This is a genomic window from Microlunatus capsulatus (assembly GCF_017876495.1).
In the GTDB taxonomy this organism is placed as follows: Bacteria; Actinomycetota; Actinomycetes; order Propionibacteriales; family Propionibacteriaceae; genus Microlunatus; species Microlunatus capsulatus.
Window position 1 is genome coordinate 610,758 of sequence record NZ_JAGIOB010000001.1, and the last position, 23,854, is coordinate 634,611.

Annotated in this window: 18 protein-coding genes and 1 tRNA gene; 8 read left to right on the forward strand and 11 right to left on the reverse strand. The window is 73.2% G+C overall.

Annotation, left to right across the window (positions count from 1 at the left end; translation table 11 throughout):
- Nucleotides 1–88: 88 nt before the first annotated feature.
- The 8 genes from prmC to lysA all read right to left on the reverse strand — a co-directional run bounded on the left by prmC (nt 89) and on the right by lysA (nt 9,887).
- Complete coding sequence (gene prmC / locus JOF54_RS02820) at nt 89–967, reverse strand: peptide chain release factor N(5)-glutamine methyltransferase (protein WP_210052807.1); 879 nt, start codon at nt 965–967, stop codon at nt 89–91.
- Nucleotides 964–2,046, reverse strand: a complete 1,083-nt coding sequence (gene prfA / locus JOF54_RS02825) for a peptide chain release factor 1 (protein ID WP_210052809.1) — start codon at nt 2,044–2,046, stop codon at nt 964–966. Before prfA ends, prmC begins: the two co-directional genes overlap by 4 nt.
- A gap of 120 nt (nt 2,047–2,166) precedes the next feature.
- Nucleotides 2,167–2,376, reverse strand: coding sequence for a 50S ribosomal protein L31 (gene rpmE, locus JOF54_RS02830; protein WP_210052811.1), 210 nt, complete (start codon nt 2,374–2,376; stop codon nt 2,167–2,169).
- Nucleotides 2,377–2,529: 153 nt separating this feature from the next.
- Entirely contained in the window at nt 2,530–4,644 is a 2,115-nt protein-coding gene (rho, locus tag JOF54_RS02835) for a transcription termination factor Rho (RefSeq protein ID WP_210052813.1), read from the reverse strand.
- Between the two features lie 317 nt (nt 4,645–4,961).
- Complete coding sequence (thrB, locus tag JOF54_RS02840) at nt 4,962–5,876, reverse strand: homoserine kinase (RefSeq protein ID WP_210052816.1); 915 nt, start codon at nt 5,874–5,876, stop codon at nt 4,962–4,964.
- 7 nt (nt 5,877–5,883) lie between these two features.
- Complete coding sequence (gene thrC, locus JOF54_RS02845) at nt 5,884–6,978, reverse strand: threonine synthase (RefSeq protein WP_210052817.1); 1,095 nt, start codon at nt 6,976–6,978, stop codon at nt 5,884–5,886.
- Between the two features lies 1 nt (nt 6,979).
- Nucleotides 6,980–8,359 carry a homoserine dehydrogenase gene (locus JOF54_RS02850; RefSeq protein WP_210052819.1) on the reverse strand — a complete coding sequence of 460 codons (1,380 nt, stop codon included), beginning with the start codon at nt 8,357–8,359 and terminating at the stop codon, nt 6,980–6,982.
- Between the two features lie 127 nt (nt 8,360–8,486).
- Complete coding sequence (gene lysA / locus JOF54_RS02855; protein ID WP_210052821.1) at nt 8,487–9,887, reverse strand: diaminopimelate decarboxylase; 1,401 nt, start codon at nt 9,885–9,887, stop codon at nt 8,487–8,489.
- Between the two features lie 140 nt (nt 9,888–10,027).
- Here lysA and JOF54_RS02860 point away from each other — a divergent pair.
- The 3 genes from JOF54_RS02860 (at nt 10,028) to JOF54_RS02870 (ending at nt 12,676) form a co-directional block, all read left to right on the forward strand.
- Nucleotides 10,028–10,099, forward strand: a tRNA-Arg gene (locus tag JOF54_RS02860).
- Nucleotides 10,100–10,199: 100 nt separating this feature from the next.
- The gene (locus JOF54_RS02865; protein ID WP_210052823.1) at nt 10,200–11,261 is read left to right on the forward strand and encodes a glycoside hydrolase family 6 protein; all 1,062 of its coding nucleotides are present in this window, start codon (nt 10,200–10,202) and stop codon (nt 11,259–11,261) included.
- Between the two features lie 101 nt (nt 11,262–11,362).
- Nucleotides 11,363–12,676, forward strand: a complete 1,314-nt coding sequence (locus tag JOF54_RS02870) for a glycosyltransferase 87 family protein (protein ID WP_210052826.1) — start codon at nt 11,363–11,365, stop codon at nt 12,674–12,676.
- Nucleotides 12,677–12,781: 105 nt separating this feature from the next.
- Here JOF54_RS02870 and JOF54_RS21725 read toward each other — a convergent pair whose 3' ends face one another.
- Genes JOF54_RS21725 through ngcE form a run of 3 tightly spaced genes read right to left on the reverse strand, consistent with a single transcriptional unit; the run spans nt 12,782 to nt 16,082 of the window.
- Nucleotides 12,782–13,684 carry a carbohydrate ABC transporter permease gene (locus JOF54_RS21725; protein WP_307803766.1) on the reverse strand — a complete coding sequence of 301 codons (903 nt, stop codon included), beginning with the start codon at nt 13,682–13,684 and terminating at the stop codon, nt 12,782–12,784.
- The gene (locus tag JOF54_RS02880) at nt 13,681–14,673 is read right to left on the reverse strand and encodes a carbohydrate ABC transporter permease (RefSeq protein ID WP_307803767.1); all 993 of its coding nucleotides are present in this window, start codon (nt 14,671–14,673) and stop codon (nt 13,681–13,683) included. Before JOF54_RS02880 ends, JOF54_RS21725 begins: the two co-directional genes overlap by 4 nt.
- On the reverse strand, nt 14,670–16,082 hold the full coding sequence (gene ngcE / locus JOF54_RS02885) for an N-acetylglucosamine/diacetylchitobiose ABC transporter substrate-binding protein (RefSeq protein ID WP_210052828.1): 1,413 nt from the start codon (nt 16,080–16,082) through the stop codon (nt 14,670–14,672). The genes JOF54_RS02880 and ngcE overlap by 4 nt, the downstream gene beginning before the upstream one ends.
- 373 nt (nt 16,083–16,455) lie before the next feature.
- Here ngcE and JOF54_RS02890 point away from each other — a divergent pair, with 373 nt between their 5' ends.
- The 5 genes from JOF54_RS02890 (at nt 16,456) to JOF54_RS02910 (ending at nt 23,512) form a co-directional block, all read left to right on the forward strand.
- A complete protein-coding gene (locus JOF54_RS02890; RefSeq protein ID WP_210052830.1) occupies nt 16,456–17,394 on the forward strand; it encodes an N-acetylglucosamine kinase in 939 nt (312 codons plus the stop codon).
- Between the two features lie 181 nt (nt 17,395–17,575).
- Nucleotides 17,576–21,457 carry a multifunctional oxoglutarate decarboxylase/oxoglutarate dehydrogenase thiamine pyrophosphate-binding subunit/dihydrolipoyllysine-residue succinyltransferase subunit gene (locus JOF54_RS02895; protein WP_210052832.1) on the forward strand — a complete coding sequence of 1,294 codons (3,882 nt, stop codon included), beginning with the start codon at nt 17,576–17,578 and terminating at the stop codon, nt 21,455–21,457.
- A gap of 9 nt (nt 21,458–21,466) precedes the next feature.
- Nucleotides 21,467–21,643: a DUF6104 family protein gene (locus tag JOF54_RS02900; protein ID WP_210052833.1), complete on the forward strand. Its 177-nt coding sequence runs from the start codon at nt 21,467–21,469 to the stop codon at nt 21,641–21,643.
- 41 nt (nt 21,644–21,684) lie between these two features.
- Nucleotides 21,685–22,413 carry a hemerythrin domain-containing protein gene (locus JOF54_RS02905; RefSeq protein WP_210052835.1) on the forward strand — a complete coding sequence of 243 codons (729 nt, stop codon included), beginning with the start codon at nt 21,685–21,687 and terminating at the stop codon, nt 22,411–22,413.
- 223 nt (nt 22,414–22,636) lie between these two features.
- On the forward strand, nt 22,637–23,512 hold the full coding sequence (locus tag JOF54_RS02910) for a phytanoyl-CoA dioxygenase family protein (protein ID WP_210052837.1): 876 nt from the start codon (nt 22,637–22,639) through the stop codon (nt 23,510–23,512).
- Nucleotides 23,513–23,854: the final 342 nt, after the last annotated feature.

A 23,854-nucleotide genomic window follows, 5' to 3' on the forward strand; every position in this document is an offset into this window, starting at 1 on the left:
GGAGCGCGTGGACACGCTCTTCGTCCACGCGCGACGACGAACACGGCGGATCAGAGCGTGGTCCGCGCCCGAGCGGAGCGAGGGCAGATCAAGCAGACATCCGGCCGCTCAGCCGCGCCCGCACGGCCGTCGTGAACCGGGGCCGGCCGGCGAGGTCACGGTGGTCGCGGACGGCCGTGAAGGACCCGTGCCCGCTGACGACGGCGGGGGCGCTCTCCCCCTGGGCGTCGGCGTGCTCGAAGCAGAGCAGCCCGGCCGGCTTCAGCAGCCGGGAGGCGACCTGGGTGAGCACGCGGATGGCGTCCAGGCCGTCGTCGCCGGAGAACAGCGCGAGGGCCGGGTCGTGGTCGCGGACCTCCGGCGTCACCGACTCGTAGGCGTCGAGCGGGATGTAGGGCGGGTTGGCGATGACGAGGTCGACGGTGCCGTCGAGCTCGGGCAGCGCGTGGGCCATGTCCCCGACGTGCAGCGCGACGCCGGTGCCGGCGAGGTTGCGCTCGGCCCAGCGGGCGGCGTCCTCGGACTTCTCGACGGCGTGCACGCGCAGCCGCGGCAGCTCGTCGACGAGGGCCTTGGCGATCGCGCCGGAGCCGGTGCACAGCTCCACGACGAGCGGGCGCTGCATCTGGAACACGAGCGGCCGGAGCTGGTCCAGGGCCCAGCCCGTCATCACCTCGGTCTCGGGCCGGGGCACGAAGACCCCGGGGCCGACGGCGAGCTCGACGTGGCGGAAGTAGGCCCGGCCGGTGAGGTGCTGCAGCGGGATCCGCACGGCGCGCTGGATGACCAGGGAGTCGAAGAGGTCGGCCTGGGCGTCGTCGAGCGCGTCGAGCAGCGGCAGCCGGGCGGGCTCGATGCCCGCCACGAGGCTGAGCAGCACCCGGGCGTCCTGCTCGGGGCTCTCGACGCCGGCGTCGCGCAGCCGGCGGACCGCGGCGGTGAGCAGCGGCCGGACGGGGTGGCTCACCCCTGCGGCTCGCCGACGGCGGCGAGGCGCAGCTGGGTGTCGGCCTCCTGAAGGGCGCCGATGACCGGGCCCAGCTCGCCGTTGAGGACGGCGTCGAGGTTGTAGGCCTTGAAGCCGATCCGGTGGTCGGCGATCCGGTTCTCCGCGTAGTTGTAGGTGCGGATCCGCTCGGAGCGGTCGACGGTGCGCACCTGGCTCTTCCGGGCCGCGGACGCGTCGCTGGCGGCCTGCTCCTCGGCCGCGGCGATGAGCCGCGAGCGGAGCATCCGCATCGCCTGCTCGCGGTTCTGCAGCTGCGAGCGCTCGTTCTGGCAGGAGACGACGATGCCCGTGGGCAGGTGCGTGATCCGCACGGCGGAGTCGGTCGTGTTGACGCCCTGGCCGCCGGGTCCCGACGAGCGGAAGACGTCGATCCGGAGGTCGTCGGGGTCCAGCTCGACCTCGGTCTCCTCGACCTCGGGCATCACCAGGACGCCGGCGGCGGAGGTGTGCACCCGGCCCTGCGACTCGGTGACGGGCACCCGCTGCACGCGGTGCACGCCGGCCTCGAACTTCAGCACCCCGTAGGGCATGTTGTCGGGGTCGCCGGCGGCGGGCGCCTTGACCGCGGCCGTGACCGAGCGGTACCCGCCGAGGTCGGTCTCCTGGGCGTCGAGGACCTCGACCTTCCAGCCGCGCGACTCCGCGAACCGGCTGTACATCTTGAGCAGGTCTCCGGCGAAGAGCGCCGACTCCTCGCCCCCCTCGCCGGACTTGATCTCGACGAGGGCGTCGGAGGAGTCGTTGGGGTCCCGCGGGGCCAGCAGCCGGGTGAGCCGCTGGACGACCGGCTCCAGCTGGGCCTCCAGGGCGGTGGCCTCGGCGGCGAACGACGGGTCGTCGGCGGCGAGCTCGCGGGCCGCGGTGAGGTCGTCGGTCAGCCGGTGGTACTCGTCGAGGCCCTTGACGACGGGGGTCAGCTCGGCGTAGCGACGGCCGATGCGGCGGGCGCGGGCGAGGTCGGCGTGCACGGCGGGGTCCGACATGGACGCCTCGAGCGCGGCGAACTCCTCGACGAGCGGCTGGGCCTGCTCAAACACGGGTCTCCGACTTGTCAGAACCTGGCGGTGCTCCGGGCCCACGGGGTTCTGACAGGTCGGGTGGGTGGAGACAGACGAACGCCGGGAACAGGTGCTCCCTGTTCCCGGCGCCGTGGTGGATCAAGCCTTCTTGGCGTACCGCTTCTCGAAGCGGGCGACGCGGCCACCGGTGTCGAGGATCTTCTGCTTGCCGGTGTAGAAGGGGTGGCAGGCCGAGCAGACGTCGGCGCGCATGGTGCCGCTGGTCTCGGTGCTGCGGGTCATGAACGTGTTGCCGCAGGTGCAGGTGACCTGGGTCTCCACGTACGTGGGGTGGATGTTCGCCTTCATAGGTTTCTCCTTTTCTCGCACCGGGTCGTCGAGCGTGTCACGCGACGTGAACCGGCACCAAGGGTGAAGTCTGCCGCAGATCTCCGCGGCGACACAAACTCCAACGCCACGGGCCCGCGGATATTCCGCGGGCCCGGGCGTCGGCGGCACTGCTCAGCTGGGGACGGACTTGGTGATCGCCATCAGGAACTCGGCGTTGCTCTGCGTCTTGCGCAGCCGGTCCAGCAGCATCTCCAGGCCCTGCAGGTTGTCCAGGCCCGACAGCACGCGGCGGAGCTTCCAGACGATGGCCAGCTCCTCGCGGCTCATCAGCAGCTCCTCGCGCCGGGTGCTCGAGGCGTCGACGTCGATGGCCGGGAAGATGCGCTTCTCGGAGAACTCACGGCGGAGCCGGAGCTCCATGTTGCCGGTGCCCTTGAACTCCTCGAAGATCACCTCGTCCATCTTCGACCCGGTCTCGATGAGCGCCGTGGCGAGGATGGTGAGCGAGCCGCCGTGCTCGATGTTGCGGGCGGCGCCGAAGAACTTCTTCGGCGGGTAGAGCGCCGCAGAGTCCACACCACCGGAGAGGATGCGCCCGCTGGCCGGGGCCGCGATGTTGTACGCGCGGCCCAGGCGGGTGATGCCGTCGAGGAGCACGACGACGTCGCGGCCGGCCTCGACCAGGCGCTTGGCCCGCTCGATGGCCAGCTCGGCGACCGTGGTGTGGTCGTCGGCCGGACGGTCGAACGTCGAGGCGATGACCTCGCCCTGCACGGCGCGCTGGAAGTCGGTGACCTCCTCGGGACGCTCGTCGACCAGCACGACCATGAGGTGGACCTCGGGGTTGTTCTGGCTGATCGCGTTGGCGATGGACTGCATGATCATCGTCTTGCCGGCCTTGGACGGGGAGACGATCAGACCGCGCTGGCCCTTGCCGACGGGGGCGACGAGGTCGATGATCCGGCCGACCAGGTTGGTGGGCCCGGTCTCCAGCTTCAGCCGCTCCTGCGGGTACAGCGGCGTCAGCTTGCCGAACTCGACGCGGTTCTTCGCGTCCTCGGGGTCGCCGCCGTTGACCGTCTCGAGCTTGACCAGCGGCGCGAACTTCTCCTTGCGCTCGCCGTCCTTGGGCGCCCGGATCATGCCGGTGACGATGTCGCCCTTGCGCAGGCCGAACTTCTTGACCGTGGAGAGCGCGATGTAGGCGTCCTCGGAGCCGGGCAGGTAGCCGGAGGTGCGGACGAAGGCGTAGTTGTCGCGCAGGTCGATGATGCCGCGGGCGGGCACCAGGACGTCGTCGTCGGAGACGACGGGGTCGGACTCGAACCGCTCGGAGCCGCCGCCGGAGCCGTTGCGGCCGGTGCGCCGGTTCTGCCGGTCGCGGCTGCGACGACGACGACCACGGCGACCGCCGTCGTCGTCCCAGTCGTTGCCGGGGGCCTCGCTGCGGTCGTTCCCGCCCCGGTCGTTGCCGCCGCGGTTGTCGTTGCCCCGGTCGTTGCCGCCGCGGTTGTCGTTGCCCCGGTTGTCGCCGCCCCGGTCGTTGCGGTTGTTGCCGCGGTCGCCGCGCTGCTGCTGGCCGTCACGGTCGCCACGACCCTGCTGGTCACCGCGGCCCTGCTGGCCCTGCTGGCCGTCCCGGTTCTGCTGGCCCTGCTGGCCGTCGCGGTTCTGCTGGCCCTGCTGGCCGTCGCGGTTCTGCTGGCCCTGCTGGCCGTCGCGGGCCTGCTGGTCCCCGCGGGCCTGCTGGCCGTCGCGGTTCTGGTCGCGGTCGCGGCCGCGCCGGCGGCGCTCGCCGCCGTCCCGGCCGTTCGCGTCGTCGTCGGAGCCCTGGCCGCCGTCGCCCTGCTCGGGCCGGCTGCGGACCTCGGGGGCCTCGGTGCGGGCCGGGGCGGCGGGCTCGGAGCGGACGCCCTCCTCGACGCGGGCGATCTCCTCGCGCGGGGCCCGCTGCAGGTCGCTGAGCGCGGCGGCGACGTCGGAGCGGTCGCTCTCGGTGGTGGTGGTGGGCGGCCCGGCCGCGCGGCGGGAGACCCGGCGCTCGCCGTTGCCGCCGCCGTTCTGGGCCGGCGCGCTGTCGCGCGCGGCGGGGGCGGAGCCTCCCTGGGCGGACTGGATGGCCTCGATCAGCTGGCCCTTCCGCATGGCGCCCGTGCCCTTGAGACCGAGCGAGCCCGCGAGCTGCTTGAGCTCGGGCAGGACCATCGAGTCCAGGCCGGAGCCCCGGCGCTTGCGAGCGGCACCCTCGGCGGGCGCGTCGCTCGTCACTTCGGCGATGTCAGTCAACGTGTTTCCTTTCGGAACAGGCACCGGTGTGCCCGATCCCCACCTCGGAGTGCGTTCCCACGAGGCGTGAGTGCTGAGTTCTCCCCACGTCCTGGCGACGTGGCGGAGGGAAATGATGTGGCGGGAGACTCCGCAGGAGCACGAGTGCTGCACGTCGTCATCCGAGCCGCGCCTGCTCTTGCGGCGGTGCCTGGCCCCGAACCGTTACCTGGGAGTTGCTGGCTCCCTGTGGTTCCCCTGGCCTTGCGGCACAGAAAGGCTAGCACTGTCCCCCGTCTTCGCGGCACACCCGCGCGGGCGCGGTGCGCCGTGCCCGTTCAGCCCTGGACGGCCGTGACGGACGCCCCCGCGCCGACGGTCAGCGGGACGCGCCGGAACCCGAGGGGCCGGGCCTCCAGGCCCGCCAGCTCGGCGGGCCGGCCGAGCACCAGCACCGTCGGCCCCGCGCCGCTGATGACCGCGGCGTGGCCGAGGCCGCGCAGGTGGTGCATCAGCGTCCACGAGTCCGGCATCGCCGGTCGTCGCTGGTCCTGGTGCAGCCAGTCGGCGGTCCCGGCCAGGAGGTGGCCGGGGTCGACGGCCAGCGCGTGCACCAGCAGGGCGGCCCGCCCGGCGTTGCGGGCGGCGTCGCGGTGCGGGACCGCGGGCGGCAGCAGGCCGCGGGCTGCCTTGGTGGCCACCGGTGTCGACGGCACGAAGACCGTGGCGGCGACGTCGGGGTGCACCGGGCTGACGGCGACCTCGACCCCCTCGGGGCCGGTCCAGGCCAGGACGAACCCGCCGTGGACCGCGGCCGCCACGTTGTCGGGGTGGCCCTCGATCGCGGCGGCGTGCTGGAGGGTCCAACGCCGGCTCGTGGCCGTTTCTTCCCGCACCCCGTGCACCAGACCCGACGCCGCCAGCAGGCCCGCGACGATGGCCGCCGAGGAGGAGCCGAGGCCGCGGCCGTGCGGGATGGTGCCGTGGCAGCGCAGACGCAGGCCGGGGACGGCGTGCCCGAGGTCGGCGAGCCCGCGCAGCGTCGAGCGCAGGATGAGGTGGGACTCGTCCCGCGGCACCGCGTCGGCACCCTCACCGGTCACGTCGACGCCGAAGCCGCCGTCGGTGACGGTCAGCTCGACCTGCTCGCGCCAGGACAGGGCCAGGCCGAAGCAGTCGAAGCCGGGGCCGAGGTTGGCGCTGGTGGCCGGCACCTCGACGGTGACCCGTCGGCCGGGCTCCAGCGTGCTCACCCCGGCGTCAGCCGCGCAGGCCGCAGACCGCGGCCACGGACTCGAGCTCGGCCGCGACGACCTCGGCCTGCAGCGGGGTCCAGCGGGTCAGCGCGGTGTCGATGTCCTTGAGGCCGTGGCCGGTGACGGTGACGACGACCTGCTGCCCCGGGTCCAGCTCGCCCGCGGCGTGCTTCTTGAGCAGGCCGGCGACGCCCGCGGCGGAGGCGGGCTCGACGAAGATGCCCTCCCGGCTGGCCAGCAGCGCCTGGGCGTCGAGGATCTGGTCGTCGGTGACGGAGTCGATGAGCCCGCCCGAGTCGTCGCGCGCCTCGCGGGCCAGGTGCGCCGAGGCGGGGTTGCCGATCCGGATGGCGCTGGCCACGGTGTCGGGCTGCAGCACCCGGTGGCCGAGCACCAGCGGAGCCGCACCGGCCGCCTGGAAGCCCCACATCCGCGGGGTCCGGGTGGCTCGGCCGGCCTCGGCGTACTGCCGGTAGCCGCGCCAGTAGGCGGAGATGTTGCCCGCGTTGCCGACGGGCATCACGTGCAGGTCGGGGGCGTCGCCGAGGTCGTCGACCACCTCGAAGGCGGCGGTCTTCTGGCCCTCGAGCCGGTTGTCGTTGACCGAGTTCACCAGCGCGACGGGGTAGCTGTCGGCCAGCCGGCGGGCCAGGTCGAGGCAGTCGTCGAAGTTCCCGTCGACCTGCACGACCTTGCCGCCGTGCACGATCGCCTGGGCCAGCTTGCCGGTGGAGATGCGGCCGGCGGGCAGCAGCACGATGGGCAGCATCCCGGCCCGCGACGCGTAGGCGGCCGCGGAGGCCGACGTGTTGCCGGTGGAGGCGCAGACCACCGCCTGCGCGCCCTCGGCGGCGGAGATGCTGACGGCCACCGTCATCCCGCGGTCCTTGAACGAGCCGGTGGGGTTGGCGCCCTCGACCTTGACGAAGACCGAGCAGCCGAGCAGCTCCGAGAGCGCCACGGCCTCGACGAGCGGCGTGCTGCCCTCGCCCAGGGTGATGACGGGGCCGTCCGGGGCGACCGGCAGCCACTCCCGGTACCGGGCGATCAGCCCCCGGGCCGTCGTCGCGGGGCGCACCTGCAGGGCGGCGTCGGACATGTCACTCACCTTCCACTCGCATCACGCTGGTCACGTCGCGCACCATGTCGAGCTCCCGGAGGGAGGCCACCGTGGCGCTGAGCGCCGCGTCGGTGGCGCGGTGGGTGACGACGACCAGCTGGGCGTCCTCGCCCCGGCCGTTCTGGCGGACGGTCTGGATCGACACGTCGTGCTGGGCGAAGACCTGGGCGATCCGGGCCAGCACGCCCGCGACGTCGGCCACCTCGAGGGAGAGGTGGTAGCGGGTCGTCACCGTGCCGATGCTGGCCACGGGACGGGCGGCGTAGCTGGACTCCCCCGGTCCGACGGCGCCGCGCACGCGGTTGCGGGCGACGGTGACGAGGTCGCCGAGCACGGCGCTGGCCGTCGGGGAGCCGCCGGCGCCGGGACCGTAGAACATCAGCCGGCCGGCCGAGCGGGACTCGACGAAGACGGCGTTGTAGGCGCCGCCGACGCCGGCGAGCGGGTGGCTGCGCGGGATCATCGCCGGGTGCACCCGGACCGAGACGGTGCGCTCCCCCTCGGCCTCGTCGGAGAGCTGGCAGATGGCCAGCAGCTTGACGACGCAGCCGATCGCCTTGGCCGAGGCGATGTCGGTGGAGGTGACCTCGGTGATGCCCTCGCGGTGCACGTCGGCCGCGGTGACCCGGGTGTGGAAGGCGAGGCTGGCCAGGATGGCGGCCTTGGCGGCGGCGTCGAAGCCCTCGACGTCGGCGGTCGGGTCGGCCTCGGCGTAGCCGAGCTCCTGGGCCTCGGTGAGCGTGTCGCCGAAGCCCGCGCCGTCGGTGTCCATCTTGTCGAGGATGAAGTTCGTGGTGCCGTTGACGATGCCGATCACCGAGGTGATCTCGTCGCCGACCAGCGACTCGCGCAGCGGCCGGATGATCGGGATCGCACCGGCGACCGCGGCCTCGAAGTAGAGGTCGGCCTCGGCCCGCGCCGCGGCGGCGAACAGGGTGGCGCCGTCCTGGGCCAGCAGGGCCTTGTTGGCCGTCACCACCGAGGCGCCGTGGCCGAGCGCGGTGAGGATCAGCGAGCGGGCGGGCTCGATGCCGCCGATCACCTCGATGACGAGGTCGACGTCGGCCCGGGCGACGAGCGCCTCGGCGTCGGTGGTGAACAGCGCCGGGTCGATGCCGGGGCGCGGCCGGTTCCCCCGGCGGACGGCGATGCCGACGAGCTCCAGCGGGCGCCCGACGCGGGCCTGCAGGTCGACCGCCTGCTCGGTGAGCAGCCGGGCCACCTCGGAGCCGACGACGCCGCAGCCGAGCAGCGCGACCCGCAGCGTGGTGGCGGTGCTGCCGTCCGGCGAGGTCTCCGGCCCGGTCGCGAGCACCGCGCCGTCGCCTCGGAGGACACCCGTCGGTGTCGCGCTGGTCATCGTCACGGAGGTCCTCACCTGCATCTCTCACGGCCAGGACAGGCCGGCGGCGACTTATTCTCCCCCATCGGCCCCGGCGCCACGAATGTTCTGTCCGCCCTGTGGCGGGCCGCCGGGACCGGCGGGCTCAGCCCACGTCGAGCGCGAGCAGGTCCTCGACGGTCTCGCGGCGGATGAGGGTGCGGATCTCGCCGTCGCGGACGGCCACCACCGGCGGCCGCGGCACGTGGTTGTAGTTGCTGGCCATCGAGCGGCTGTAGGCGCCCGAGGCGGGCACCGCGAGCAGGTCGCCGGGCCGGACGTCGGCCGGCAGGAACTCGTCGCGGACGAGGATGTCGCCGCCCTCGCAGTGCTTGCCGACCACCCGGGAGAGCGCGGGCGGCGCGTCGGAGCGGCGGTCGGCCAGCGTCGCGGAGTACTCGGCGGCGTACAGCGCGGTGCGGATGTTGTCGCTCATCCCGCCGTCGACGGCGACGTAGGTGCGGCTGGTGCCGCCGTCCAGCAGCACCTGCTTGACGGTGCCCACCCGGTAGAGGGCGAAGGCGCTGGGCCCGCTGATCGCCCGGCCGGGCTCGATGGAGAGGTGCGGCACCGCCACCCCGAGGCCCGCGCACTCGGCCTCGACGATGCGGCGCAGCGCCGCGGCCAGCACGAAGGGGTCGGCCGGGCTGTCCGCGCTGGTGTAGGCGATGCCGAAGCCGCCGCCGAGGTCGAGCTCGGGCAGCTCGACGCCGGTGGCGCGGGCGTGCTCGGCGTGCAGCCGCAGCGTCCGCCGGGCCGCGACCTCGAAGCCGTCGGGCTCGAAGATCTGCGAGCCGATGTGGGAGTGGATGCCGCGCAGGTCCAGCCACTCGGCGTCGTGGCAGGCCTGCAGCGCGCGGGCCGCCTGGCCGCCGGCGATGGAGAAGCCGAACTTCTGGTCCTCGTGGGCGGTGGCGATGTACTCGTGGGTGTGGGCCTCGACACCGGTGGTGACCCGGACCATCACCCGGGCCCGGACCTCCAGCTCGGCCGCCAGGGCGGAGAGCCGCGCGACCTCGTCGAAGGAGTCGACGATGATCCGCCCGACGCCGGCGGTCAGGCCCTGGCGCAGCTCGTCCAGGCTCTTGTTGTTGCCGTGCAGGCCCACCCGGGAGAGGTCGACGCCGGCGCGCTGGGCCACCGCGAGCTCCCCGCCGGTGCAGACGTCGAGCCCCAGCCCCTCCTCGCTGACCCAGCGGGCGACCGCGGTGCAGAGGAAGGACTTGGCGGCGTAGTAGACCTCCCAGCCGGCGAACGCCTCGGCGAAGGTACGGGCCCGGGCGCGCAGGTCGTCCTCGTCGACGACGTACACGGGCGTGCCGCACCGCTCGGCCAGCTCGGTGACGCCGACCCCGGCGACGGTGAGCACGCCGTCCTCGTCCTTGCGGACGCCGCGGCTCCACAGCCGCGGCAGCAGCGCGTTGACGTCGTCGGGCAGCGCCAGCCACCCCGGGGCGCGGGAGGTCGCGTCGGCGTGGATCGAGCCGGCGACGTGGGTGTGGGTCACGATGTCGAGCGTGCCAGACCGGATCCAGCCCGGCGGCGGCGCGCCGCGGGCTGGACGGTCCGGTGGCGCGGTCGGGCTCGGGACACTGGTACATTTCTCTTCGGCCCAGACGGGCTGGACGCCGGTCACCACCGGATCCGGCCCCCGTAGCTCAGGGGATAGAGCACCGCCCTCCGGAGGCGGTGGCGCAGGTTCGAATCCTGCCGGGGGCGCCGACGAGGCGGGCGGAGACGCCCGCCTCTGCTGCGTCCGGAGCCCTCCACGCACAGGCCCACCGGCCCCGTCCACCCCACCGGCACCACCCGCTGGTCCATGCTGGACCCCGTGGACCCCCGCCGCACCCGCCCGTCGGCGATCGGGGTCGAGGGTGCCGGGAGCCCCCGACTCGTCGTCGCCCTCACCCTCGCCCTGCTGCTCGCCCTGCTGCTGGCCGTGTCCGGCTGCGGCTCGGGCGCCGGCTCCCAGCCCGCCAACCCGCTCGCCGGTGCCCGGCTGTGGGTGGACCCGCGCTCGACGGCGGCGCAGCAGGCGGACGCCTGGCGCGCTCGCGTCGGACCGGCCGCCGACGCCGCCGTCGAGGCGGTGACGAGCCAGCCGGTGGCCACCTGGCTGGCCGGCCAGACCGACGACCCCTTCGACGAGGCCGTCCGGGTGACGCAGTCCGCGGAGGTCGAGGCCGCGCTGCCGGTGCTGGTCGCTTACCACCGGCCCGGCCGCGACTGCGGCTCCTACTCCGCCGGGGGCTCGGCCGACGCCGACGCCTACCTCGCCTGGGTCGGCCGGCTGGCCGCCGGGATCGGCGACCGGCCGGCGCTGGTGGTGCTGGAGCCCGACGCGGTGGCCCAGGCCCTCAGCGGGACGTGCGGCAGCCCGGCGGACGCCGCGGGCGTCTACGCGCTGCTCGGCCGCGCCGTCGACGTGCTCGCCGAGCGGCCCGGCACCCGGGTCTACCTCGACGCCGGGCACGCCGGCTGGGTCGGCGACCTCGACGCGCTCGCCGACGCCCTGCGGGCGAGCGGGGTCGGGCGCGCCGACGGGTTCAGCCTCAACGTCGCCAACTTCCAGACCACCGACGCCAGCGTCGCCTACGGCGAGCGGCTGTCCGCGCTGCTCGACGACGCCCAGTTCGTCGTCGACGTCTCGCGCAACGGGCGCGGGGCGCCGGCGGCCACCGAGGGCGTCGACGCCTGGTGCAACCCGCCCGGCGCCGCGCTGGGGGAGAACCCGCGGACCGGTCCGGACCGGGCGCTGGCGGTCGCCCTGCTCTGGGTCAAGGAGCCGGGCGCCTCCGACGGCAGCTGCCGGCCCGGCGAGCCGCCGGCCGGCGAGTTCTGGCCCGAGCAGGCCCAGCGGCTCGTCGACCAGCGGCCCTGACCGCGGCGTCGGGACGCGCCCGAGCGCCCGCTCGCGCGCCCCGCGCGGAGGGGTCCGCGGTGGTAGATTCACCGCCCCCTGACCCCGGACGGGAAGCTGCTGTGTCTGCGAACGCCCCTGCCCCCACCCGACCGGGTCCCGCCGGCCCCCTGCACCGGCTGGCCGCCTGGTGGGACGCCCGGCGAGGCGGGCCGACGCTGGCCCTGGCCTGGGTCCTCACCCGGCTGGCGGTGCTCGGCGTGCTCGCGCTGTTCGAGCGCTTCGTCGTCGGCGACGTCTTCTACTACCACCGCAAGATCCGCGCCCTCTTCGACGTCGGCCTCGAGCGGACGCTCAACGAGTACCCGACGCCGGTCACCTGGCTGCTCTGGCTGCCCTACGGGGCCACCGGCGGCAACCGGGTGGGCTACCTGGTCGCGTTCATCGTCTTCATGCTCGCGCTCGACGCCGCCTTCACCCTGGCCCTGTACCGGGTGGCCGGGCGCCGGCACACCGGGGCGGCCGACTTCTGGCTGGCCTTCGTGCTGCTCATCGGCCCGCTGTCCTACCTGCGCTTCGACGTGCTGCCGGCCGTGCTCGCGGGAGGCGCGCTGCTGGCGGCCCGGCGCCGGCCCTGGGTCACCGGTGCGCTGACCGGGCTCGGTGCCGCGCTCAAGCTGTGGCCGGCGCTGCTGATCCCCGCCTTCCTGGCCCACCGGGCCGACCGGAAGCCGGCCGGCTGGGCGTTCGTCGGCGTCGGCTTCGGGCTGGCGGCGGTCAGCCTCGTCGCCGGCGGCTGGTCGCGGCTCGTCTCCCCGCTCACCTGGCAGTCCGACCGCGGCCTGCAGATCGAGTCGGTCTGGGCGACGCCGGTGATGGTCGCCCGCGCGCTCGCGCCGGGCCGCTGGCTGGTCGACATCTCCAAGTACCAGGCGTACGAGATCTTCGGGCCCTCGGTCGCGCTCTGGCTGGGCGTCGCCACCGCCGCCACCGTCGCCGGGCTCGTCGTCATCGTGGCCCTCTACCTGCGCGCCTTCCGCAACCCGGCCCCCGGCGCGATGGCCGTCGGCCTGGTGGTGCTGGCCACGGTCGCGGTGATGACGGTGACCAACAAGACCCTCAGCCCGCAGTACCTGCTGTGGCTGGGCGGGCCGATGGCCGGCCTGCTGCTGCTGGCCCGGTACGGCACGCCCGCCGAGCGCTCGCAGATGCGCGGCCTGGCCGCCTTCCTGCTGGTGCTGGCCCTGCTCACGCACCTGGTCTACCCGCTCTTCTACGACGGCCTGCTGGGCCGCCTCGGACACCCCATGGTGGTCGCCGCGACCGTCGTCACCACGGTGCGCAACCTCGCCCTCGTCGTCTTCACGGTCCGGGTGGTGCAGCTGGCCTGGCGCTGGCTGGGCGCCCCGGCGGGCGACCGCGCCCTCGTCCGCTGACCGCGGCCCCGCACCCCGGCCCGCGCACGCCGACGACCCCGGGGCACGACGACGCCCCGCCACCCGGAGGGGTGACGGGGCGTCGCGGTGAGCCCTGGGGTGCGGCTACTTGGACGTGCCCTGGGACACCGAGCCCTGCAGCTGGCGCTGGAAGATCACGTAGACCACGAGCACCGGCGTCACGGTGATCACCACGGCCGCGAACAGCGCGCCGAAGTCGACGGCGTAGCCCGCCTGGGAGGCGAAGGACGCCATCCGCTGCGACAGCACGTAGTTGGCGACGTTGGTGTTCAGCGCTACCGGGATGAGGAACTGGTTCCACAACCCGAGGAAGTTGAAGATCAGCACCGAGGTGAGGCCGTTCTTCGCCATCGGCAGCATGACGAGGAAGAACGTCTTCCACTCCCCCGCCCCGTCCAGCGCGGCCGCCTCGGCGATCTCGTCCGGCAGGGTCTTGAAGAAGGAGAACAGGAAGAACACCGTGAACGGCAGCGCGAACGCCACGTAGGTGATGATCAGCCCGGGCAGCGTGTTGAGCAGCCCGAAGTTCTTCAGGGTGAAGAACAGCGGCACGATGGCGAGGAAGATCGGGAACGTCAGCCCCGCGAGCATCGCGTAGTAGACGAGCCGGTTGCCGGGGAACGAGAACCGGGCCAGCACGTAGGCGCACATGGCGCCGAGGATCATCACCAGCACCAGCGCGGAGCCCACGACGATGATCGTGTTGAGGAACGCGCTGCCGATGCCGGCGGTGGTCCAGGCGTTCACGTAGTTGACGAAGTTGAACGACGTCGGGAACGTGAAGGGGGACGAGAAGATCTGGCTGGTCGTCTTGAACGACGTCATGAACGTCCACAGCAGCGGCAGCACGACGATCAGCGACCACAGGACGAGCACCCCGTGCGAGACGCCGCCGAAGACCTTCTCCCCCGCCGGGACCTGGCTGCGCCGCCGCGGCGGGTCGGACCGGTCGTCGGTGCGGGGCTGGTCGAGCTGGGTGGCGGTCACCGGGTCTCCTCCTTGCCGCCGAGCAGGCGGTTCACGAGGAACACCAGGCCGGAGAAGGCCAGGGTGACCACCGCGAGGACGACGCCCATGGCGCAGGCCACGCCGAACTGGCCCTTGGTGAACGCCGTCGTCAGCAGCTGCTGCGACATCACCAGGGTCGAGTTGTTCGGCCCGCCGCCGGGGTTCAGCGCGGCCATGTAGACGAACGCGTCGAGGGCGAGGATGCCCATGTACACGTAGGCCGTCTGCACGTTGTCGCGGATCAGCGGGACGGTGATGCTGACCGCGGTCCGCAGCCGGCCGGCGCCGTCGATGCGGGCGGCCTCGAAGATCTCGGCCGGGATGCCCTTGATGGCGGCCACGAACAGCACCATGTAGAAGCCCACGAAGCCCCAGACGATGACGAAGATCGTGGCCGGCATGGCCGTCCGCTCGTCACCCAGCCAGGGGAAGGAGGCGGCGCTGTCGACGCCGACCCGGGTCAGCAGCCCGTTGAGGATGCCGGCGCTGGGGTCGTAGATCCGGCTCCACATGATGCCGATGACGATGGCCGGGATGACGTAGGGGAAGAAGGAGACGACGCGGTAGAAGTCCGAGCCCTTCAGCCCCCGGGTCTGGCCGCGGCTGCTGCCGCCGACGGTGAGCAGGGACGCCAGCGCCAGGGCCAGCACGATCGTCACCAGCGGCAGCACCACCACGAGGATGATGTTGTTCCGCATGGCCCGCAGGAAGATCGAGTCCGTCAGCACCCGGGTGTAGTTGTCCAGCCCGACGAAGGTCTGGGTGGGGGTGAACCCGCTCCAGCTCGTCAGCGAGTAGTACACCGCCTGCAGGAACGGCGACACCACGAAGATCACGTAGATCGCCAGCGGCACCCCGAGGAACACCAGCATGAAGCTGACCCGGTCCAGGGTCAGCTTCCGCCGGCGCGGCCGGGCAGGGACGGCGGCGCCCCTGCCCGGCTGCAGCGGTGTGACGACCGCGGTCACTTCACCTCGATCTTCTTGACCGAGTCGTCCTTCGCCACCTTGTCCGTGATCCCCTGCAGGCCCTTGGTCAGGGTCGCGACGTCGGACTTGCCGTCGAGGAAGGTGTTCCAGACGACGAGCTGGTCGGTGTTCAGGCCGTAGTAGTCGACGAACTGCCAGGAGAAGATGTTGGTCCCGGCCGCCTCCAGCAGCGTGGTCTGGCTGACCAGCGCGGTGGAGCCGAAGCCGTCGGCGGGCACCGTGCCCTTGACGATCGTCGGGGCCAGCAGCTCCTTGGCGAAGTTGGTGGCCGCGTCCTTGCTGAGCATGACGCGCAGCAGCTCCTTGCCGCCGGCCACGTTCGCGGCCTGCGAGGGCACGACGAACGGCTCGCCGGCGGTGCTGTGCAGCGCCTCGTAGGGCAGCGAGCTGCCCGAGGTGACGGTCGGCTCGGCCGCACCGGTCATGTCGAAGCCGGACTTGGTCTGGTCCTTCATCTCGTTCTCGATCCAGCTGCCCGAGGGGTAGAGGACCGCGTCCTGGTCGTTGCTCCACTGGGCCTGCGCCGCGGTGAACTGCGTGCCCGAGCCACCCGGCTTGAAGTAGCCGGCGTCGATGATCTTCTTCATGCCCTCGAACACCGACTGGACGGCCGGCTTGGACCAGCAGTCGGGCTCCAGGTTCTCCAGCGCCAGCCGGACCTCGTCGCCGCCCTCCTTGATGGCCGACGCGATGGCGAGCGTCTGGTAGTAGGTGGCCGCCTCCTTGCCCCAGGCGAAGAGGTACTTGCCCTTCTCCTTGGCCTTGGTGCCCAGCTCGTAGGCCTCGTCCCAGGTCTTGGGCGGGGTCCAGCCGTTCTCCTCGAACAGCGACGCCGAGTACCAGAGCGCGTAGACCGTGAGCACGTAGTTCAGGGCGGCGAACTTGCCGTCGAAGGTGCCCGGCTCCACGACGCCGTCGTAGAGGGTCTCGCGGATCGTCGTGCCCTCGAGGTTCGGGGCGTCGATGACCGAGGTGAGGTCCTCCAGCTGGTCGACGATCGTGCTGATGCCGATCGCGTTGGCGCCGGAGTTGTCGATCAGGTCGGGCGGGTTGCCGCCGACGAAGCGGGGCTGCAGCTCCTGGGCGATCTGGGTCGACGGCGAGACCTTCGCCGTCGCGTTCGGGTGCGCCTCCTTGAACTTCGTCGCCGCGAAGGTGACGTAGTCGGTGCCGTAGCCGCCGTTGAAGATGACCGCGTCGACGGTGGAGCCGTCGGCCACGCCGAAGGGGTTCTCGGCCGAGACCGCGCCGGTCGGGCCCGAGCTGGCCGCGGGCTCGCCGCCACCGGCCGCACAGGAGGCCAGTCCCCCGGCCACCGGGGTGAGGGCGGCGGCGGTCAGCGCGATGCGCAGGAAGTGCCGGCGCTGCAGGGTTCGTGAGGTGTCCATGTGCTGCCTTTCATCGGTGTGCGGGACTGGACCGCGGGGAGGTGACCGGACGGTGCGCGTGACCCACCGGGTCCCGGTGCCCCACTCCACCCTGCGGGCGCCCTCTCGGCGCCGCCGCCACGCCGGTGGGCGCGAGCGCGCCGGGGACGTGGTGGGTAGCGTGGTCTCGGTGACCGGGCCGGCGGGGACGGCGTCGCGGACGGCGACACGCAGGAGCTCTGCGAAGGCGCTGCACCGGACTCCTCTCGCCCCGTCGAAGTACCGACACTCAAACACAGATGCGCGAGTTTTGCAGTATGTGGGCTAGAACTTGCACGAACTTGCAACACCGCCGACACATTCGGGCTCTCGAGGCCGAGGAGGAGCGTTCCTGATGGCCGATCTGGTCCTCGGCGCGGACGTCGGCGGCACCTCCACCCGGGTCGCCGTGGTCGACCTCGACGGCCACGTGCTCGCCGTCGCCTCGGGCGGCCCGGGCAACCCCAACCTCGTCGGCGTCGCGGGCTCGGCGGCCGAGATCCGCGGGGCGGCCGAGCGCGCCCTGGCCGGGCTGGACGGCACCGTCCGCGGCGCCGTCGTCGGGCTCGCGGGAGGGTCCGTCGCCGCCGCCGACCCCACCTTCCTGCCCGCGGCGCTGCCCGCGGGGCTGGACGCGCCCGCCGTGCTGGTCTCCGACCTGGCCGTCGGGTTCTCCTCGGCGACCCCGGCCGACGAGGGCTGCATGATCATCGCCGGCACCGGAGCCGTCGCCGGCCGGGTCGTCGGGGACGCGCTGCACGCCCGGCGGGACGGCTGGGGGTACCTCCTGGGCGACCGGGGCTCGGGCTTCTGGCTGGGCCGGGCGGCGGTCCGGGCGACGCTGGAGGTGCTCGACGAGGGTCGGCCGCCCACCCCCCTCACCGCCGCCGTGCTGGCCGAGGCCGGGGCGGGGGGCTACCTCGACCTCGTGCAGGCCTGCTACACGCACCCGCCCACCTGGCTGGCGCGGTTCGCGCCGCTGGTCAGCCGGCACGCCGAGGACGACCCCGTGGCCGGCGCGATCGCCGACGCCGCCGCCGACCTGCTGGCCGCCACGCTCGCCACCCTCGACCCCCGGCCGGGCGAGCCCGTGGTCCTCGGCGGCTCGGTGCTGGCGACGCCGGGGCCGGTCCGCGACCGCTTCGCCGCCCGCGTCGCCCCGGGGCTGGAGCTGCTGAGCGCCGAGTCGGGCCTGGTGGGGGCCACCTGGATCGCGAGCCGCCGGCTGGGGCGGGCCTCGGCCGCGCTGCACGCGCGGCTGGTGGCGACCCTGGGCGCCGCGTCCCGGCGCTGACGCGGGCCCCGCCCCACGACACCGCGCACCAGTCGCACGCTGGTCTGCTCGGTGTGGGTAACCTAGCCCTGGGCTTGCCCGGAATGCGTACGGAATCGTGTTGGCGTGCAGCCTGAACGGCGGACCACACCCGCACCCGACGCAGTTCGACAATCGCACGGAAGAAGGCGACCAGGCCACCATGCCCGACTCATCCAGCTCGACGGCTCCCTCCGGCACCACCGAGGAGACCGACTTCGGCGCGAACGACTGGCTGCTCGAGGAGATGTACGAGCAGTACACCGCCGACCCGAGCTCGGTGGACCAGACCTGGGCCACCTACTTCGCGGAGCACGGCGCCCCCGGTGCCACCCCCGAGCCCAGCCGTACCGCCGCCCCGCAGGCCGCGCCGGCCCCGGCCGCGAGGACCACCGCTCCCCCGGCCGCCGCGAAGGCGTCCTCCCCGGCACCCGACGCCCCGGCCGGCGGCACGAACGGCCGCACTGCCGCCTCCCGCCCGGCCGAGCAGGCCGCCACCCCGAGCGCGGGACCGGCCGCGACGCCCCCCGCGGCCAAGGGCACCACGTCGCGGCCCAACCCGACGGTGGAGAAGCCCTCGACCAACCGCGAGGGCCGCCCCGCCACCCCGGGCAGCCGCGGCGGCGTGCCGGCCGACCCGCCCAACCCGTCCGACCGCCCCGACGTCGCGAGCGAGGAGCCGGTCCGCACCACGCTGCGCGGCGCGCCCGCCCGCACGGCGAAGAACATGGACCTGTCGCTAAGCGTGCCGACGGCCACCAGCGTCCGCTCGCTGCCGGTCAAGCTGCTCATCGACCAGCGCGTCGTGATCAACAACCACCTGCGCCGCGCGCGCGGCGGCAAGGTGTCCTACACCCACCTCATCGGCTACGCGATGGTGCAGGCCCTCAAGGCCGTGCCCGCGATGAACAACAGCTACCAGGTCGTCGACGGCAAGCCGACGATGGTGGTGCCGGCCCACATCAACCTCGGCCTGGCCATCGACCTGCCCGCCAAGGACGGCACCCGCCAGCTCCTGGTGCCCAGCATCAAGAACTGCGAGAAGCTCGACTTCGCGCAGTTCTGGGCCGCCTACGAGCAGATGGTGAAGAAGGCCCGCGCCGGGCAGCTCGCCGTCACCGACTTCGCCGACACCACGATCACCCTCACCAACCCCGGCACGATCGGCACCAACCACTCGGTGCCGCGGCTGGTCCAGGGCCAGGGCACGATCATCGGCGTCGGCTCGATGGACTACCCGCCGGAGTTCCAGGGCTCCGACCCCGACCGGCTGAGCGAGATGAGCGTCTCGAAGGTCCTCACGCTGACCTCGACGTACGACCACCGGATCATCCAGGGCGCGCAGTCGGGCCAGTACCTGCAGCGCCTGCACGCCCTGCTGCTGGGCGAGGACGGCTTCTACGACGACATCTTCGCCGCGCTGCGCATCCCCTACGCGCCGATCCGCTGGGCGCAGGACGTCACGACCGACCACGAGGACCAGATCCCCAAGCAGGCGCGGATCATGGAGATGATCAACGCCTACCGGGTCCGCGGCCACCTGATGGCCGACACCGACCCGCTGGAGTACCGCCAGCGCGACCACGCCGACCTCGACGTGCAGAACCACGGGCTCACCCTGTGGGACCTCGACCGCGGCTTCGCGACCGGCGCGTTCGCCGGCGGCCAGGGCGTGATGAAGATGCGCAAGATCCTCGGCATCCTGCGCGACTCCTACTGCCGCACCACCGGCATCGAGTACATGCACATCTCCGAGCCCGCGCAGCGCCGCTGGATCCAGGACCGGGTGGAGCGCCCGCACGAGTCGCTCCCCCGCGACGAGCACCTGCGGATCCTCGACAAGCTCAACGAGGCGGAGATCTTCGAGACCTTCCTGCAGACCAAGTTCGTCGGCCAGAAGCGCTTCAGCCTCGAGGGCGGCGAGTCCGCCATCGCCCTGCTCGACGAGGTCTGCGAGCAGGCCGCCGACGCCGGGCTGGAGGAGGTCTGCATCGGCATGCCGCACCGCGGCCGGCTGAACGTGCTGGCCAACATCGTCGGCAAGTCCTACGCGCAGATCTTCCGCGAGTTCGAGGGCAACATCGACCCGCGCACCGTGCAGGGCTCGGGCGACGTCAAGTACCACCTGGGCGCCGAGGGCGAGTTCACCGCGCTCAGCGGCAGCACCATCAAGACCTCGGTCGCCGCCAACCCCAGCCACCTCGAGGCCGTCAACCCGGTCCTGGAGGGCATCGCCCGGGCCAAGCAGGACATCCTCGACCGCGGGGCGGAGTTCCCGGTGCTGCCCGTGCTCATGCACGGCGACGCCGCCTTCGCCGGCCAGGGCGTGGTGGCGGAGACGCTGAACCTGTCCCAGCTGCGCGGCTACCGCACCGGCGGGACGATCCACATCATCGTCAACAACCAGGTGGGCTTCACCACCTCCCCGACCGAGTCGCGCTCGTCGATCTACTCCACCGACGTGGCCCGGATGGTCGCGGCGCCGATCTTCCACGTGAACGGCGACGACCCCGAGGCGTGCATCCGGGTGGCGCGGCTGGCGTTCGAGTTCCGCCAGACGTTCCACAAGGACGTCGTCATCGACATCGTCTGCTACCGCCGCCGCGGTCACAACGAGGGCGACGACCCCAGCTTCACGCAGCCGAAGATGTACGACCTGATCGAGCGGAAGCGGTCCACCCGCAAGCTCTACACCGAGGCCCTCATCGGCCGCGGCGACATCACGGTCGAGGACGCCGAGGCCGTGATGACGAAGTTCCAGCAGCGGCTGGAGAGCGTGTTCAAGGAGGTCCGCGACCCGGAGCTCCCGCCGCGCGAGTCGGGCTACAGCCGGGTGCCGGCCTACCCGAGCAAGGCGGCCGCCGACCACGGCACCGCCGTCTCGCTGGAGGCGCTGAAGAAGATCTCGGACGCCCACACGACGTTCCCGGACGCCTTCCACGTGCACCCGAAGGTGATGCCGCAGCTGCAGCGCCGGGCCGCGGCGATCACCCAGGGCCCGATCGACTGGGCGACCGGGGAGATCCTCGCGCTGGGCTCGCTGCTGCTGGAGGGCCGCACGGTGCGGCTGACCGGTCAGGACACCCGCCGCGGGACGTTCGTGCAGCGCTTCGCCGCCATCATCGACCGGGTCACCGGCGAGTCGTGGGTGCCGCTGAAGCACCTCGACGACGACCAGGGCAAGTTCCACGTCTTCGACTCGCTGCTCAGCGAGTACGCCGCGATGGGCTTCGAGTACGGCTACTCGGTGGCCCGGCCCGAGGCGCTGGTGCTGTGGGAGGCCCAGTTCGGCGACTTCGCCAACGGCGCGCAGATCATCATCGACGAGTTCATCACCTCCGGCCAGGCCAAGTGGACCCAGAAGTCGGGCGTGGTGCTGCTGCTCCCGCACGGCTACGAGGGCCAGGGGCCCGACCACAGCTCGGCGCGGATCGAGCGCTTCCTGACCCTCGCGGCCGAGGACGCCTTCGCCGTCGCGCAGCCCTCGACACCGGCCAGCTACTTCCACCTGCTGCGGGCCCAGGCCCTCGGCGAGCGGCACCGCCCGCTGATCGTGGCCACGCCGAAGTCGATGCTGCGCAACAAGCAGGCGGTCTCCGACCCGTCGGACTTCACCTCCGGCGGCTGGCGGCCCGTGCTGTCCGACCCGACGGTCACCGACCCGTCGCGGGTGGAGCGCGTGCTGCTCTGCTCGGGCAAGGTCCGCTGGGACCTGGTGACGAAGCGGGCCAAGGAGGGCCTCGAGGGCAAGGTCGCGATCGTCCCCGTCGAGCGGCTCTACCCCCTCCCGGCCGCCGAGATCGCCGAGGAGCTCAGCCGCTTCCCGCAGGTCGACGAGGTCCGCTGGGTGCAGGACGAGCCGGCCAACCAGGGCGCGTGGCCCTTCATGGCCCTCAACCTGCCCGACGCGCTGGCCGAGGCGGCGCCCGGGAAGCGCTGGGAGCTGCTGCCCGTCACCCGCGAGGCGGCGTCGGCGCCGTCGGTGGGCTCGGCCAAGGTGCACGAGGTGCAGCAGCGCTCGCTCGTCGACGCCGCCTTCGCCTGAGCGGCACGGGTGTACTTCACCGACCGCGGGATCGAGGAGCTGGAGCGGCGCCGGGGTGACGAGGAGGTCACCCTGGCGTGGCTCGCCGAGCAGCTGCGCACGTTCGTCGACCTGCACCCCGACTTCGAGACCCCCGTCGAGCGGCTGGCCACCTGGCTGGCGCGGCTCGACGACGAGGACGAGTAGCGGGGCCGTTTGACCGGCGCCCGGACGGGCACCGTCCGGGCATGAGCACCTCACCCCCGGCCCGGCGGTCGCTGGCCGACCAGGACGTCGCCCAGCTCGGCGGGCGGCTGAGCGTCCTGGCGCGGCAGAAGGCCGACCACGTCCACCTCGACCGGCTGCTGCACCAGCTCGACGCCACGCCGCCGGCCGCGCAGGACCCCGTGCTGCGCCGGATCTACCGCCTGGTCTTCCCGCACGCCTTCGCCGAGGAGTCGGTGCTGTGGCCCGCCCTGCGCCGCTCGCTGCCCGACGGACCGGCGCTGACGCTGCAGATCGAGCAGGAGCACCAGGAGGTCAACGAGCTCGTCACCCGGCTGGAGCAGCTGGGACCGGAGGCCGACGAGCGACCCGCGGTGCTCGCGCGGCTGACCGCCGTCCTGCGGGAGGACGTCCGCGACGAGGAGGACCATCTGCTGCCCGAGCTGCAGGAGCGGGTCGGCCCGGGCCGGCTGCGCGCCCTGGGCCTGGCCTGGGAGGTCGTCCGCCGGGTGGCGCCGACCCGCGCGCACCCCGTGGTCGCGCGCCGACCGCCCGGCAACGTCCTCGCCGCCCTGCCGCTCTCGGTGCTCGACCGGGCCCGCGACGTCGTCGACGCGGTCCTGCAGGCCGGCCCGCCGCGCGGAGCCGCGGTGCTGCGGACGGCCAGCCGGGGCCTGACCGCCGCCGCCCACGCCGTCGAGCGGGTCCCGCTGCTGCGCCGGGGCGAGGACCCCACGACCGCCCGCGGCTGAGCCGGAGGCGCTGGGCTCGGACGACCTCCTACGACGCTCCACTCCGAGGCCGGCACCCGGAACCAAACTCCCGTACGACCCGCGCGCCCTGCTCCGCATGGCTAGGGTGCTGCTCAGACCGGGGGGTCGACTGATGGCGGACCGCGGTGGCGCCACGCACGACGACGACGTGCGTCCAGATCCGGGGTCTCCCGGGGCGCGTCCTCGAGTCGAGAGGCCCACCGTGACGAACATCCTCAGCCGAGCGACCAACCGGGCGAAGCGGCAGGTGATCGCCCGCGTCCCACCGGTCACCCGCCTGGTCGAGGGCCTCCACCAGTCGAGGCTGCGCGACCACCGCGAGCACCTCCCCTCGATCAGTCCTGCCACGTCGGCCCTGCTCGAGCAGGTCGAGGGGACAGGGGTTGCCGTCAGCTCGCAGGACGAGCTGGGCATCCCCGGAACAGACCAGCTGAAGGGCGTCCTCGGCCACCTCAAGGCGTCGTTGGCCGCTCGGGACCCTCAGGGGGCCAGCGCGCTCAGACCAGCGCACAGCGAACTCCTCGCTGACGCCGCGCTGTGGCGGTGGGGTCTCGACCAGCGGCTGCTCGACGTGGTCGAGAACTACATCGGTCTGCCGGTCACCTACTACGGCGCCGCGGTCTACCGCGAGGTGGCCGACGGTACGACTCAGTGGACGCGGCAGTGGCACCGCGACATCGAGGACCACAAGGTCTTCAAGATCCTCGTGTGGCTCAACGACGTCGGCCCGCGCGGGGGCGCCCTGCAGTACATCCCCCGGCCCGTCTCGGACCCGGCGGTCCAGCGGCTGAGGTATGTCGCCGGCTTCGTGACCGACGAGCAGATGGCGGAGGTGGTGCCGCCCTCGGCGTGGGTGAAGGCGACCGGACCGGCGTGGACGGCCGTGCTGGCTGACCCGGCCCGGATCCTGCACCGGGCCAGCCCCGCCGAGGACCAGGACCGGTACTCGGTCACCTTCACGTGGACGTCGCGCCACCCGATCAAGACGATGCCCCCGGCCGAGCCGCTCACCGCCGACGAGGACGCCCGGATCCGGGCCGGTCTGAGCCCTGCGCAGCTGGCCTGCCTGCCGGCCTGACCGTCCCGTCGTGCACAGGCATGGGCGTGATGGCCAGCGGCGCGGCGCTGGGGGGCCTGCGGCCAGCCCCGGCCGCACCACGCCATCGGACCCGCGGCTGGGCGGGGAGCGGCGCCGGAGGGGACAACCCCGTCGCGCCGGCGGGCGCCCGCCCGTACGCTGACGCCGCACCGGATCAGTGGTGACCGCTCCCGCTGGGGGCGGGACATGCCACGCGTCGTACCCGGTGCGACCTCTGAAATGGTGCGGCGCCCCCGGGCGCCGGGGTTCGACTCCTCGCCGGCGGGCCGGCCGGGACAGGCCAGCGGTCCGCTCTGCGGCCGGCGACGTCCTCGACGTCGA